The following is a 13,944-nucleotide window of genomic DNA, read 5'->3' on the forward strand; positions in this document are numbered from 1 at the left end:
TTTGATTTTTATGGGGTGGTACTTGAACAGTGGCTCTATGGGCCATGCTAAACCGCGCACATTTTTACATATCTCTGTGAATGGTTGTGTGACCGAGTAGGCACTATTGTTGATATCTGCGCGATGCCACGATCTGGCACTTTTTTCGTCAAAACGTGGTAATCAGTTACATAAACAGAAAATTAATTTCACAGTTTTTCATGATATAGCGCAATTTCAGACAGAATGTTGGTTGACTCACCGGAGAGTTCTAGTAAATTTACAAGCGGAATTTTCTTTGACTACTGAACAGTTAGGTAACTAAATATGACTATCAAAGTAGGTATTAACGGTTTTGGCCGTATCGGTCGTTTCGTATTCCGTCTGGCTTGCGAGCGTGCAGACATCGAAGTTGTTGGTATCAACGACCTGATCGATGTTGACTACATGGCTTACATGCTGAAGTACGATTCAACTCACGGTCGTTTCAACGGTACCGTTGAAGTTAAAGACGGCAACCTGGTTGTAAACGGCAAAACCGTACGTGTTACCGCTGAGCGTGACCCGGCCAACCTGAAGTGGGGCGAAATCGGTGTTGACGTTGTTGCTGAAGCTACCGGTCTGTTCCTGACCGACGAGACTGCTCGTAAGCACATCGCTGCTGGTGCCAAGAAAGTTGTTCTGACTGGCCCGTCCAAAGACGCCACCCCGATGTTCGTAATGGGCGTTAACGACTCTACCTACGCTGGCCAGGACATCGTTTCCAACGCTTCCTGCACCACCAACTGCCTGGCACCGATCGCCAAGGTTCTGAACGATACCTTCGGTATCGAGTCTGGCCTGATGACCACCGTTCACGCTACCACTGCTACCCAGAAGACCGTTGATGGTCCGTCTGCCAAAGACTGGCGCGGTGGCCGCGGTGCGGCTCAGAACATCATCCCGTCCTCTACCGGTGCTGCCAAAGCTGTTGGCGTAGTTATCCCGGAACTGAAAGGCCTGCTGACCGGTATGGCTTTCCGTGTTCCGACTCCGGACGTGTCTGTTGTTGACCTGACCGTTAACCTGAAGAAAGCTGCCACCTACGCAGAAATCTGCGAAGCGATGAAAGCTGCTTCCGAAGGCGCTATGAAAGGCGTTCTGGGCTACACCGAAGACGAAGTTGTATCTACCGACTTCCTGGGTGAGCGTCAGACCTCCGTATTCGACGCCAAGGCTGGTATCCAGCTGAACGACAAATTCGTTAAAGTTGTATCCTGGTACGACAACGAAATGGGCTACTCCAGCAAAGTTCTGGATCTGATCGCTCACATCTCCAAGTAATTTGGGATGCGCAATCGCGTAGCTTGAAAAAGGCGGCCATTGGCCGCCTTTTTGTTTTTCGGTTTCCCCTGATGACAGGAGTCCACATGCAATCCATTCGTCCCCTGACAGCCAATTGCAAGCTTGCCAACAATGCCGCCGGTCTGCCGGTTCTCACCATCAACAACGACTATGCCAAGGCCGAGATCAGCCTGTTTGGCGCCCATGTGCTGAGCTATCAGCGTCATGGCGAGCCGGCCTCCATCTGGTTGAGTGACAAGGCGGTGCTGGATGGCAGCAAGCCTGTTCGCGGTGGTATCCCGATCTGCTGGCCCTGGTTTGGTCCGGCGCCCGCCCGCGTCGGAAGCGGCAAGCCCTCCCACGGTTTTGCCCGTACCACCCTCTGGATGCTGGACGGGGTCTCCGATCACGCCGATGGCACGCTCGTTCATCTTTCCCTGCGCGACAGCGACGCAACCCGCGCCCTGTGGGATCAAGCCTTCGAGCTGGAGCTGGATGTGCTGGTTGGCAAAGAGCTCTCGCTGGTGCTGACCACTCGCAACACCGGTAGCCAGCCGCTGACTTATAGCGGTGCGCTGCACACCTATTTGCAGATCAGCGCACCGGAGGCGGTGAGCGTGAGCGGTCTGGGCGAGCCCTATGCCGACAAGCTGACCGGACAGGATGCCAAGCAGCAGGGTACATTGACCCTGAGCGGGCCGCTGGATCGGGTCTACTGGCAGCCAGAGGCGTTGGTGAGCGTGCAGGATGGTGAGCGCGAGACCCGGGTTGTCAGTGGCAACCACGACAGCGTGGTGGTCTGGACCCCCTGGCTGGAAGGGGCCACCGCCATGGCCGACATGAGCGACGATGGCTATCGCACCATGCTCTGCGTCGAAGCGGCTATCGCCAGTGAGGCGGGTGTGACCGTTGCGCCGGATGAAGAGCACAGTCTCTCTACCGTGATCATCTGATCAGGATGAGTTTCAGATAAATAAAGAGGGCTCCCGCGGGAGCCCTCTTTGCATCTCGTGACGGCGGCAATCAGGCGTTGCCCTGTGTCTTGAGCTTGAGTTCGGCGGCGAAATTGAGCATCCGATCGAGGGGGATCAAGGCTTTGACCCGCAGATCTTCGTCGACATGGATCTCGTGGCGTTCGGCACCATCGGTGAGGGCCTCCTTGATCGCCACCAGACCGTTCATCGCCATCCAGGGGCAATGGGCGCAGCTGCGGCAGGTAGCGCCATCGCCACCGGTCGGTGCTTCCACCATCTCTTTCTCCGGACAGGCCTGCTGCATCTTGTAGAAGATGCCCCGATCGGTCGCCACGATCAGCTTCTGCTGGGGCAGCTCTTTGGCCGCCTTGATCAGCTGGCTGGTGGAGCCCACCGCATCGGCCAGCTCGATCACCGAGGCGGGGGATTCCGGATGAACCAGCACGGCGGCGTCCGGAGTCTGCTCTTTCAGCTCGCGCAGGGCACGGGCCTTGAACTCGTCATGGACGATGCAGTGGCCCTGCCAGCGCAGCATCTGCGCCCCGGTTTTCTTCTCGATATAGGCACCCAGATGGCGATCCGGGCCCCAGATGATCTTGTGACCCAGACTGTCGAGGTGTTCGACGATTTCCAGTGCAATGCTGGAGGTCACCACCCAGTCAGCCCGTGCTTTGACGGATGCCGAGGTATTGGCATAGACCACCACGGTATGGTCGGGATTGGCATCGCAGAAGGCGGAAAACTGTTCGATGGGACAGCCCAGATCGAGGGAGCATTCGGCCTCCAGAGTCGGCATCAGCACCCGCTTGTGGGGGCTCAGGATCTTGGAGGTCTCGCCCATGAAACGTACCCCGGCGACGATCAGGGTCTGTGCCTCGTGATCGCGGCCAAAGCGGGCCATCTCCAGTGAGTCTCCGACGAAACCGCCGGTGGCTTCGGCCAGCGCCTGGATCTCGGGATCCGTGTAGTAATGGGCGACCAGTACCGCCTTGCGCTCCTTGAGCAGCGCCTTGATTTCTGTGGTCAAGGTCGTTCTCTGCTCGGCACTCAGGGGAAGAGGTTTGGCCGGAAAGGGGTAGTCCATCGCGACTACCGGCGGGACACTGCTCAGTGCATTGCTCATTGCGACTGTTCCATCAACGCTCGGGAAGGCAAAAATTATAACCAGAAGCCTGCCACAAACCCATCAACAAATCGGGTGAAGCGCAAGTGGGCGAATATACTCAAGTAATTCGTTGTTATTCTGCCATAAGGAGTTGTCGCATGAAGCAACGTTCCCTCAAGTTCAAGTTGTTGTGCCTTACCATGGGGCTGTTTCTGCTGACCGGGCTGGCCATGACCCTGCTGCAATCGGCCTCTTTCAGCTCCCTTCGCAACATGGTGATGACCCAGACCAGCGATGCACTGGAAGAGGAGGTCTCCCGCAGCCTGCAGTATCAGGCGGAGCGCTATGCCATCCAGATTGCCTCGCTGATGCAGAACTCCTATCAGATCCCCCTGACCGTGACCGCCCAGATTAAAGCCGGGATGGCCAAGCCGGAACTGCGGTTGTCGCGGCCCCAAGTGGAGTCTCTGCTCGGCAGCAGCCTGCAGCAAGCGAGCGGGATCAGCTCCATTTATGCCCAGTTTGAACCGGATGGCTATGATGGCGAGGATGGCAACTGGCTGGGCGGGGCCAGCCACTCGGTGGCAGGAAAGGGGAGTCTGGAGGTCTATTTCACCAAGGATCAGGGAGGGGCCGTCGCCCAGCAAGCGGTGGACGCCGCTGCCAGCGAGGCCAAGTTTGATACCTCTCTCAACGAGTTCGGCATTCGCAACAGCGAGTGGTATCTCTGTGGCCGCGATACCCGCCAGCCCTGCCTGATGGAGCCCTACCTCTATGAAATCAGCCCGGGCAACAAGATGCTGATGACCAGTCTGACGGTGCCCGTGCTGCGTGACGGCAAGTTTGTCGGGCTGGCCGGTGTGGATATGAACCTGCCCATCTTCCAGCAACTGGCTGAAAACCTTGGCAAGAGCCTCTATGACAACAAGGCGGACGTGACCCTGGTCAGCAAGATGGGGCTGATTGTGGGCAGCAACCGCTATGCCGACAAGCTGGGCCGTCCACTCAAGGAGGTGGGCCTGACCCTGCCTGACGGTCGGCCGGTCAGCAGCGACAGTGACTTTATTCTTCATCAGCCCATCCGGGTTGAGGCAGCCAATACCCAGTGGTGGTTGATGATCAAGGTGCCCAAGACGCTGGCGCTGAGCAAGGCGCACGCCATCAGCAATGAACTGGGTGCCCTGCTGGTGGATGGCCAGCGGCAGCAGATCATCGCCATGGGCGGGATTACCCTGTTGGTGCTGGGGCTGCTGGTCTGGTTTATCCAGACCATCACAGCGCCACTTTCTCTTATCAGTCGCCATGTGGGCCATCTCTCCAGCAAAGAGGGGGACCTGACCCAGCAGATGGAGATCGACACCCATCAGGAGCTGATCGATCTGGGGTCCCAGCTCAATGCCTTCCTCGGCAAGCTGCGGGGCATGGTGCAAATGAGCAAGGGGATCGGTCAGCAGGTCTACCAGCAGGCGCGGGAGATGAAACATACCGCCGACACCATGCGCAACAGTCTGGACGAGCAGAATCTGGAGCTGGAGAGCGTGGTGAGCGCCATGCATCAGATGAGCACCACGGCAGTCAGTGTGGCAGGTTATGCCGAGCAGGCAGCGCAGGAGTCGGAAGCGGCGACCCACCACATCAATACCGCCCAGCAGACCCTCAGCAATGCCCGCAACGAGATCCATACTCTGGTCGGCGATATGCATGAGGCGGATAAAGCGGTGGCGCTGGTGGCCCAGCGCAGCACCAATATCAGCCGGATCCTCGATGTGATCCGCGCCATTGCCGAGCAGACCAATCTGCTGGCCCTCAACGCCGCCATCGAAGCGGCACGAGCGGGTGATATGGGCCGTGGCTTTGCGGTGGTGGCGGATGAGGTACGGGCGCTGGCGACCAAGACCCGTGAATCGACCGACGAGATTGGCCAGCTGATTGGTAGCCTGCAAACAGAGGTGAGCAGCAGTCAACGTCTGATGAATACCGGCATCGAGCGCTCCACCACCACGGTGCAGGGCACCGAGCAGGCGTTCGAGGCGCTCAATCGGGTGGTGGCCCAGATCCAGCAGATCCACGACCACATCAGTCAGGTGGCCACCGCTGCCGAGCAGCAGAGTGCGGTGAGCGACACCATCAACCAGAACCTGATGCGGATTGGTGATACCGCCAACGTGATCGGGCAGGAGGCCAGCTCCAGCCATCAACTGAGCGAAGCGCTGGAGCAAGCGGCCACGGCGTTGGCCAGTCAGCTCGATCGGCTGCGTACCTGAGTAGCCGCCAGAGAGACAAAAGCCCGCGAGCGATCGCGGGCTTTTTTATGACTCGATGGCAGAGTTGCGTCAGTTGCGGGGTTCAACCAGCAGGATGTGGGAGTCGGCCCCCACCACCCTGACCTTGCTGCCCGCAGGCAGCGACTCGTCGCAGCGCACTGTCCAGACCGTGTCGTCCAGATGCACCCGGCTGGTGCCCTGGGTGACATCATCCAGCAGGGTCAGCTCGCGGCCCATATAGCTCTGCATCCGCTCGTTGATGGTGCTGGCGGCATCCTGACCCGAGTTGTCACGCTGGTGTTGCCAGCGCCACCAGGCCCAGGTGGTGAGTAGGGATTGCACCGCAAACAGCAGCAACTGCGCCTGCCAGCCAAAGGGCCAGATCAGCAGCAGCAGGCCCACTTCCAGTGCGGCGATGCCGGTCCAGAGCAAAAAGCCCACCGAGCCGAGCACCTCGATGGCCAGCAGAATGAAGCCGAGCCCCAGCCAGTGCCAGTGGGTCAGCCCCTCGAAAAGGGATGTCATGACTTGCTGCCCTTGCCATCTTTGTTGAACAGCTCGGCCATGCCAGCCACAGAGCCAATCAGGCTGCCCGCTTCCAGCGGCATCATGATGATCTTGCTGTTGGGGCCTTCACCGATGCGGGCCAGTGCCTCGGTATATTTTTGGGCCACGAAGTAGTTGATGGCCTGCAGGTCTCCTTCCGCAATCGCCTGGGAAACCATGTGGGTCGCCTTGGCTTCCGCCTCGGCAGCCCGCTCCCGCGCTTCGGCGGCGAGGAAGGCGGCCTGACGCTCACCCTCGGCTTTGAGGATCTGGGACTGTTTCTCCCCTTCCGCTTTCAGGATCTTGGACTGGCGCACCCCTTCGGCCTCCAGTACCTCGGCCCGTTTCTGGCGCTCTGCCTTCATCTGGGCGTTCATCGCCTCGACCAGTGCCAGCGGCGGGCGCACATCTTTAATCTCGATGCGGGTCACCTTGATGCCCCAGGGGGCGGTGGCGGCATCCATGGTGCGCAGCAGCTTCTCGTTGATGGTGTCGCGCTGGGAGAGCATCTCGTCCAGCTCCATGGCACCGAGCACGGTGCGCATATTGGTCATGGTGAGATTGCGGATGGCACTGGTGAGATCGTTGACCTCGTAACCCGCTTTGCGGGCATCCACCACCTGCACAAAGCTGATGGCGTCGATGGTGACGTTGGCGTTATCGCGGGAGATCACCTCTTGTGCCGGGATGTCCAGCACCTGCTCCATCATGATGATCTTGTGGCCGACCCGATCCACATAGGGGATCAACAGGTTGAGGCCCGGGGTCAGGGTGCGGGTGTAGCGGCCGAAGCGCTCTACCGTCCAGTTGTAGCCCTGGGGCACTATCTTGATGCCCGCGCTCAGTGTGGCGAGCACCAGGAACACGAAAATCCCTAGCACAATCAATGATTCATTCATCATTTAGCTCCTTATGAAACACAGTCCCTAGCCTATGGTCTGGCGTCAGGTACCACAAGTGACTTTGTACGCCTTTGTCATGAATCGGCTTTGCTAATTACCAAAACGCATTAAAAAGCATTTTTTATTATTTTGAGGGATAAGCTGCCCTGCCTATAGTCGCCCCATATTAGTCGTGTTCCGAGGGATGGGCCGAAATGGATTATTTACCTATGTTTGCCAAGTTGGAAGGCCGTCCGGTACTGCTGGTGGGCGGGGGCGAGGTTGCCCTGCGCAAGGCGCGCCTGCTGCTGGCGGCCGGTGCCCGGCTGACCCTGGTCTCCCCGGAACTTGAACCGGAATTTGCGGAATTCACCGGTCGTTTCACCCATCTGGCGGAACGCTTCACCCCGGCCCATCTGGCAGGCCAGATCCTGGTCGTTGCCGCTACAGACAATCTCGAAGTCAATGCGCTGGTTTATCAAAGTGCCAACCAGCTGGGTCTGTTCGTCAACGTGGTGGATGACCCCAAACGCTCCAGCTTTATCTTCCCCTCGATCATCGATCGCTCGCCGCTGATGGTGGCGGTCTCCAGCGGTGGCAAGGCGCCGGTGCTGGTGCGCCTGCTGCGCGAACGGCTGGAGAGCCTGCTGCCGCGCCATCTTGGCGGGCTGACCGAGCTCTCCGGCCGGGTCCGTGACAAGGCCAAGCGGGTGCTCTCCTCGATTTCCGACCGTCGCCGCTTCTGGGAGCGCGCCTTTGCCTCCAACACCCTCGCCAGCCTGATTGAAAAAGAGGATTGGCAAGGTGCCGAGCAGTGGCTGAGCGATGGCCTCGATCAGGCGAAAAGCGAAGTGGGCGAGGTGGTGCTGGTGGGGGCGGGCCCCGGTGACCCGGGCCTCTTGACCCTCAAGGCGCTGCAACAGATTCAACAGGCTGAAGTGGTGCTCTACGACCAGCTGGTCTCGCCTGAGATCCTCGATCTGGTGCGCCGCGATGCCACTCTGGTGTCGGTCGGCAAGAAGGCGGGCGCCCACAGCGTGCCGCAGGAGGAGACCAATCGCCTGCTGGTGGAATACGCCAAGGCGGGCAACCGGGTGGTGCGGCTGAAAGGGGGCGATCCCTTTATGTTTGGCCGGGGCGGCGAGGAGCTGGAAGTGCTGGCCGACGAAGGTATCCCCTTCTCTGTGGTGCCCGGCATCACGGCCGCTGCCGGTGCCACCGCCTATGCCGGCATTCCGCTCACTCACCGTGATTACGCCCAGAGCGCCGTCTTTATCACGGGTCATTGCCAGAAAGAGGGCAAAGAGCCCGACTGGCAACAGCTCGCCGCCACCAGTCAGACCCTGGTCATCTACATGGGGCTGATGCGCTCCGAGCATATCCAGCAGCAGTTGGCGGATCACGGCCGAAGCCAAGCCACCCCCATCGCCATCATCGAGCGCGGCACCACATCCCGTCAGCGGGTGCTGACCGGCACGCTGGCCGACTTGGCTGAGCTGGCCAAACAGGCGGTAAGCCCGTCGCTTATCGTCATCGGCGAAGTGGTTGCCCTGCGCGAGCGGCTGGCCTGGTTTGGGGAAAAGGGCGGCGAGCAGCTGCGCGCTGACCCGGATCTCGATGGCTGCGACCTCAAGCTGGTGCAGCTGGCCTGACCGAGAAAGAGATATTTGATGCGGCTGCCAGCGCGGCCGCGAACTGAACCACCCAGCGCCCCGAGCAGGCGCATAAGCAATGACCCGAGGACCAACATGGACCGTGAAAGATTGACGCACTTGCAGCAGCTGGAAGCCGAGAGCATCCATATCATCCGCGAGGTGGCTGCCGAATTTGAAAACCCGGTGATGATGTACTCCATCGGCAAGGACTCCTCCGTCATGCTGCATCTGGCCCGCAAGGCCTTCTATCCGGGCAAGATCCCCTTCCCCTTGCTCCACGTCGACACCGACTGGAAGTTCAAGGAGATGATCAAATTCCGCGACGAGACCGCCAAAAAGTACGGGCTGGATCTGATCGTCCACAAGAACCCGGAAGGGCTCGCCATGGGCATCAACCCCTTCGTGCACGGCAGCGGCAAGCACACCGACATCATGAAGACCGAGGGGCTCAAGCAGGCGCTCAACAAATATGGCTTCGATGCCGCCTTCGGTGGCGCCCGCCGCGACGAGGAGAAGTCCCGCGCCAAGGAGCGGGTTTACTCCTTCCGTGACAAGTCCCACCGCTGGGATCCGAAAAACCAGCGTCCGGAGCTGTGGCGGGTCTACAACAGCCAGGTCAACAAGGGAGAGAGCATCCGGGTGTTCCCGCTCTCCAACTGGACCGAGCTGGATATCTGGCAATACATCTATCTGGAAAAGATCGACATAGTGCCGCTCTACTTCGCCGCTTACCGTCCGGTGGTGGAGCGCAATGGCATCAAGATCATGGTGGATGACGATCGTATGCCCATCGGCCCGGAAGACGAAGTGAAGCAGGAGCTGGTGCGCTTCCGCACCCTCGGCTGCTACCCGCTGACCGGGGCCATCGAATCCGATGCCACCACCTTGCCGGAAATTATTGAAGAGATGCTGCTCACCACCTCGAGCGAGCGGCAAGGGCGGCTGATTGACCACGATCAGGCCGGCTCCATGGAGCAGAAGAAGCGTCAGGGATATTTCTAAGGAGTCGTCAGCATGAACAGCCATATTCAGACCGCCATCACCGAACAGGGCATCGAAGCCTACCTGCACGCCCAGCAGCACAAGAGTCTGCTGCGTTTTCTCACCTGCGGCAGCGTGGATGACGGCAAGAGCACCCTTATCGGTCGCCTGCTGCACGACTCCCAGCAGATTTATGAAGATCAGTTGAAAGCGCTGGAGTCCGACAGCCAGAAGCTCGGCACCACCGGCGAGAAGCTGGACCTGGCGCTGCTGGTTGACGGCCTGCAGGCGGAGCGCGAGCAGGGCATCACCATCGACGTGGCCTACCGCTATTTCTCCACCGCCAAGCGCAAATTTATCATCTCGGATACCCCGGGCCACGAGCAGTACACCCGCAACATGGCCACCGGCGCTTCCACCTGCGATCTCGCCATCATTCTGATCGACGCCCGCAAAGGGGTGCTGGATCAGACCCGTCGCCACAGCTTTATTGCGAGCCTGCTAGGCATCAAGCAGTTCGTAGTGGCGGTCAACAAGATGGATCTGGTGGAGTTCAGTCAGGAGGTGTTCGAGCGCATCAGCGCCGATTACCGCGAGTTCGCCAAAAAGCTCAGCGTCGACACTATCCATATCGTGCCGGTCTCGGCGCTGGACGGTGACAACGTGGTCAACCAGAGCGACAAGCTGGCCTGGTATCAGGGCGAGACCCTGCTTGCGCTGCTGGAGTCTGCCGAGGTTGAGCGCGAGCTGGAACGCCATCCGGTACGCCTGCCGGTGCAGTATGTGAACCGCCCCAACCTCGATTTTCGCGGCTTCGCGGGCACGCTCGCCTCCGGCATCCTGCGGGTGGGCGACAAGCTGGCGGTGCTGCCGTCGGGCAAGGAGAGCACAGTCACCCGCATCGTCACCTTCGACGGGGATCTGGAGCACGCCCTGCCGGGTCAGGCCATCACCGTCACCTTCGCGGATGAAATCGACATCAGCCGCGGCGACCTGCTGGTGGATGCCGCCAACCGTCCGCAAGTGACCCAGAACCTGCTGGCCCATATCGTCTGGATGGGGGAGGAGTCCCTGCAACCGGGCCGGGTCTACGACGTCAAGCTGGCCACCAAGAAGAGTCGCGGTCAGGTGGAGGCCATCCGTCACCGCATCGAGATCAACAAGCTCGACGAGCTGCCCGCCAGCGAGCTCAAGCTCAACGAGATCGGCCTGTGCGAGCTGAGCCTCACCGACCCGGTGGCGTTCGACCCGTATCAGGAGATCCGCGATACCGGCAGCTTTATCCTTATCGACCGGCTGACCAACGTCACCGTCGGCGCTGGCATGATAGTGGAAGGCTTGGCCGCCAAAGCGGTAAAAGGGCACTACAGCGAGTTTGAGATCGAGCTCAACGCCCTGGTGCGCAAGCACTTCCCGCACTGGCAAGCCCTTGCCATCGGTAACGACACAAACAAGGAGTAAGCCCATGACCTGGCAACAATTCCTGGTGCTGGGTCTGCTGGCTGCTCTCGTGGCCCTGCTGATCCAGGGCAAACTCCGCCCGGCGCTGCTCTTCTCGGGCGCCGTGCTCATCACCTACCTGAGCGGGTTGGCGGATATCAACGCCGTGGCGGCGGGCTACACCAACAGTGCCCTGCTGACGCTGGTGCTGTTGCTGCTGGTGTCGCTGGCGGTGGAGAAGACCCGCATCATGAGCTGGTTCGCCAATCTGGTGGGCACGGGTTCATTCAACAAGGTGCTGGTGAAGGTGTGGTTCTCCACCGCCTTCCTGTCTGCCTTCGTCAACAACACCGCCGTGGTGGCCTCCATGCTGGGAGCGGTCAAACGCAACCCCAACCATGCGCCATCGCGGCTGCTGTTGCCCATGTGCTTCGCGGCCACCTTCGGCGGGGTGCTGACCCTGATCGGCACCTCCACCAACCTGATCGTCAACAGCTTCCTCATCAAGATGGGGGCGCCGCCGCTCGGCATGTTCGACTTCTTTATGGTGGGAGCGGGTACTCTGCTGACCGGTCTGGTGGCCGTGCTGCTGTTTGCCCGTCACCTGCCGGTGCAGGATACCGAGATGAGCCGCGAATCCGGCTACTTTCTCGAGGCCAAGGTGGGCGCCGGTTCGCCGCTGGCGGGGCGCAGCGTCAAGGAGAACGGCCTGCGCAGCCTGAAAAGCCTCTATCTGGCGGAAATCATTCGCGGCGATGAGGTGATCTGCCCGGTGCAGCCGGAACACGAGCTGCACGAAGGGGACGTACTGCTGTTTTGCGGCGATGTGGAGAGCGTCGGTGTGTTGCAGGAGATGAAGGGGCTGGATCTCTACGGCCAGCACCGCCTCAACGGCCAGCATCTGGTGGAGGTGATCGTCAGCCACAGCTCGCGGCTGGTGGGTCAGACCATCAAGGATGCCGAGTTTCGCACCCACTTCGATGCGGTGGTACTGGCGGTGCGCCGCGGTGAAACCCAGCTTACCGGTGGCCTCGGCCAGATTGAGCTGCATGCCGGTGATACCCTGCTGCTGGCCCCCGGCCCCCAGTTTGCCCGCAACAAATCGCTGGGACGGGAGTTTGTGGTGGTGAGTGGGCTGGAAGCTTCCACCCGTCTCGATGGCAAGCGTAGCGCCGCCGTGGTGCTGGGCTTTCTCGGGGTGTTGGCGCTCTCGGTATTCGATCTGGTGCCGCTGTTCAAGGGCTTGCTGCTGATGCTGGTGGCGCTGCTGCTCACCCGCATTCTGACCCTGGACGAGATCCGCCGCCGCTTCCCGCTGGATATCTGGCTGGTGGTGGGCGGGGCGCTGGCCATCGCCGATCAGCTGGAAAAGAGCGGACTGGCCAAGCTTATCGCCGACTGGCTGATGGGAGAGTTTAACGGTGCCAGCCCCATCATCGCCTTTATCGGTATCTATGTGTTTACGCTGGTGTTGACCGAGCTGATGAGCAACAACGCCGCCGCCGCGCTGGCCTTCCCCATGGGTTACCAGCTGGCGCTCAGCATGGATGTCTCGACCATGCCGTTTATTCTGGCGGTGCTGTTCGGGGCGAGTTCCAGCTTTATCCTACCCTACGGCTACCAGACCAACCTGATGGTCTATGCCGCGGGCAACTACAAGATGCCGGACTACCTCAAGCTGGCCCTGCCGGTCTCGCTGGCCTATAGCCTCGGGGTGATTGTGATGGTGCCCCTGCTGTTTCCGTTTTAAGGCGTAAGTGCCAATCAAGGCGTGTTGGGTGAGCAATACCATGGCATCAGCACATTGGCGGCTGATAGTTCGAGGTGGCTCCCCGTGGTGCCGGACCGTTTAAGTTTTGAGGCGTGAGCGCCAATCAAGGAGTGTGGGATGAGCAATATCGTGTGGCACAAACATGCCGTGGACAAACAGAGCCGGGCCGAGCTTAAAGGGCAAAAACCGCTGGTGATCTGGTTTACCGGGCTCTCCGGGGCGGGCAAATCGACCCTGGCGGGGGCGCTGGAGCAGGCGCTGGCGGCACAAGGCAAGCACACCTATCTGCTCGATGGGGACAATGTACGCCACGGCCTCTGCGGCGATCTCGGTTTCGATGACGCCGCGCGGCAGGAGAATATCCGCCGGGTCGGCGAGGTGGCAAAACTGATGGTGGACGCGGGCCTGATCGTGCTCACCGCCTTTATCTCGCCATTTCGTGCCGAGCGGGCGCTGGTGCGCAGCCTCTTGGGTGAAGGGGAGTTTGTCGAGGTGTTTGTCGATGCGCCGCTCGCCGTCTGTGAAGAGCGCGACCCCAAGGGGCTCTACAAGAAGGCTAGGGCAGGGGAAATTCGCAATTTCACCGGTATCGACTCCGCTTACGAGGCGCCGGAGCAGCCGGAAATCCATCTGCTGAATGCCGGTAAACCGGTGGATACGCTGGTGGATGAGCTGCTGACCGCCCTGCGGCAGGGGAACTATCTGTAATTGGATCGGAAGAACCTAAAACAAGCGCCCAGTGGTCTGCCACTTGGCTACCACAGGCGCAGCTGGGTTGGCAGCAGCCACTATAAGCAAAACTTGGGTCATTATCGGAAAACCTATAAATCCAGATTATAGTGGCACCAATGAGCCTTGAGCTGTTCCAAGGCGGCAGATAGCAATCCCGCAAGGGGATCTTCCGATCCTTGCGTATATCGCGGCGGGGTTATTCGCGATTATCCAAATACTGTAGTGGTCTAATCATCCCGGACACCATTTTAGGTGGTACAGTCGCCACCATGACCTGAGGTGTTCAATGACAA

General features: G+C 60.0%; 11 protein-coding genes. 8 read left to right on the forward strand and 3 right to left on the reverse strand.

Features of this window, described 5'->3' with window-relative positions:
- The first annotated feature begins 306 nt into the window (after positions 1-306).
- The gene (gene gap / locus G5195_RS18910; protein ID WP_005335708.1) at positions 307-1,302 is read left to right on the forward strand and encodes a type I glyceraldehyde-3-phosphate dehydrogenase; all 996 of its coding nucleotides are present in this window, start codon (positions 307-309) and stop codon (positions 1,300-1,302) included.
- An 86-nt stretch (positions 1,303-1,388) separates the two neighbouring features.
- The gene (locus G5195_RS18915) at positions 1,389-2,255 is read left to right on the forward strand and encodes a D-hexose-6-phosphate mutarotase (protein WP_247823463.1); all 867 of its coding nucleotides are present in this window, start codon (positions 1,389-1,391) and stop codon (positions 2,253-2,255) included.
- A 70-nt stretch (positions 2,256-2,325) separates the two neighbouring features.
- Here the strand turns inward: G5195_RS18915 and nadA are convergent, their stop codons facing one another.
- Positions 2,326-3,399, reverse strand: a complete 1,074-nt coding sequence (gene nadA / locus G5195_RS18920) for a quinolinate synthase NadA (protein WP_421223779.1) — start codon at positions 3,397-3,399, stop codon at positions 2,326-2,328.
- Positions 3,400-3,539: 140 nt separating this feature from the next.
- On the opposite strand from nadA, the gene G5195_RS18925 reads away from it, so the two are divergent.
- Complete coding sequence (locus tag G5195_RS18925; protein WP_421223778.1) at positions 3,540-5,645, forward strand: methyl-accepting chemotaxis protein; 2,106 nt, start codon at positions 3,540-3,542, stop codon at positions 5,643-5,645.
- A 69-nt stretch (positions 5,646-5,714) separates the two neighbouring features.
- On the opposite strand, the gene G5195_RS18930 is transcribed toward G5195_RS18925, so the two are convergent.
- Entirely contained in the window at positions 5,715-6,170 is a 456-nt protein-coding gene (locus tag G5195_RS18930) for an NfeD family protein (protein ID WP_376902276.1), read from the reverse strand.
- The gene (locus tag G5195_RS18935; protein WP_005335703.1) at positions 6,167-7,090 is read right to left on the reverse strand and encodes an SPFH domain-containing protein; all 924 of its coding nucleotides are present in this window, start codon (positions 7,088-7,090) and stop codon (positions 6,167-6,169) included. Before G5195_RS18935 ends, G5195_RS18930 begins: the two co-directional genes overlap by 4 nt.
- A 197-nt stretch (positions 7,091-7,287) precedes the next feature.
- Between G5195_RS18935 and cysG the strand changes: the two genes are divergently transcribed.
- The 5 genes from cysG to cysC all read left to right on the forward strand — a co-directional run bounded on the left by cysG (position 7,288) and on the right by cysC (position 13,627).
- On the forward strand, positions 7,288-8,724 hold the full coding sequence (gene cysG / locus G5195_RS18940; RefSeq protein ID WP_376902277.1) for a siroheme synthase CysG: 1,437 nt from the start codon (positions 7,288-7,290) through the stop codon (positions 8,722-8,724).
- 72 nt (positions 8,725-8,796) lie between these two features.
- Positions 8,797-9,729, forward strand: a complete 933-nt coding sequence (gene cysD, locus G5195_RS18945) for a sulfate adenylyltransferase subunit CysD (RefSeq protein ID WP_323137704.1) — start codon at positions 8,797-8,799, stop codon at positions 9,727-9,729.
- Between the two features lie 12 nt (positions 9,730-9,741).
- Positions 9,742-11,169: a sulfate adenylyltransferase subunit CysN gene (cysN, locus tag G5195_RS18950; RefSeq protein WP_376902278.1), complete on the forward strand. Its 1,428-nt coding sequence runs from the start codon at positions 9,742-9,744 to the stop codon at positions 11,167-11,169.
- Positions 11,170-11,173: 4 nt separating this feature from the next.
- Entirely contained in the window at positions 11,174-12,898 is a 1,725-nt protein-coding gene (locus G5195_RS18955; RefSeq protein ID WP_268012053.1) for an SLC13 family permease, read from the forward strand.
- A gap of 138 nt (positions 12,899-13,036) precedes the next feature.
- The gene (gene cysC, locus G5195_RS18960) at positions 13,037-13,627 is read left to right on the forward strand and encodes an adenylyl-sulfate kinase (RefSeq protein WP_421223775.1); all 591 of its coding nucleotides are present in this window, start codon (positions 13,037-13,039) and stop codon (positions 13,625-13,627) included.
- Positions 13,628-13,944: the final 317 nt, after the last annotated feature.

Source organism: Aeromonas sp. 601039 (assembly GCF_049174415.1).
Classification (GTDB): domain Bacteria; phylum Pseudomonadota; class Gammaproteobacteria; order Enterobacterales; family Aeromonadaceae; genus Aeromonas; species Aeromonas veronii_A.

Coding starts and splice junctions, on each gene's coding strand:
- cysC (WP_421223775.1), top strand. CDS start 13,037: ATGAGCAATATCGTGTGGCACAAACATGCCGTGGACAAACAGAGCCGG.
- G5195_RS18915 (WP_247823463.1), top strand. CDS start 1,389: ATGCAATCCATTCGTCCCCTGACAGCCAATTGCAAGCTTGCCAACAAT.
- cysN (WP_376902278.1), top strand. CDS start 9,742: ATGAACAGCCATATTCAGACCGCCATCACCGAACAGGGCATCGAAGCC.
- G5195_RS18930 (WP_376902276.1), bottom strand. CDS start 6,170: ATGACATCCCTTTTCGAGGGGCTGACCCACTGGCACTGGCTGGGGCTC.
- G5195_RS18955 (WP_268012053.1), top strand. CDS start 11,174: ATGACCTGGCAACAATTCCTGGTGCTGGGTCTGCTGGCTGCTCTCGTG.
- cysG (WP_376902277.1), top strand. CDS start 7,288: ATGGATTATTTACCTATGTTTGCCAAGTTGGAAGGCCGTCCGGTACTG.
- G5195_RS18925 (WP_421223778.1), top strand. CDS start 3,540: ATGAAGCAACGTTCCCTCAAGTTCAAGTTGTTGTGCCTTACCATGGGG.
- G5195_RS18935 (WP_005335703.1), bottom strand. CDS start 7,090: ATGAATGAATCATTGATTGTGCTAGGGATTTTCGTGTTCCTGGTGCTC.
- nadA (WP_421223779.1), bottom strand. CDS start 3,399: ATGAGCAATGCACTGAGCAGTGTCCCGCCGGTAGTCGCGATGGACTAC.
- gap (WP_005335708.1), top strand. CDS start 307: ATGACTATCAAAGTAGGTATTAACGGTTTTGGCCGTATCGGTCGTTTC.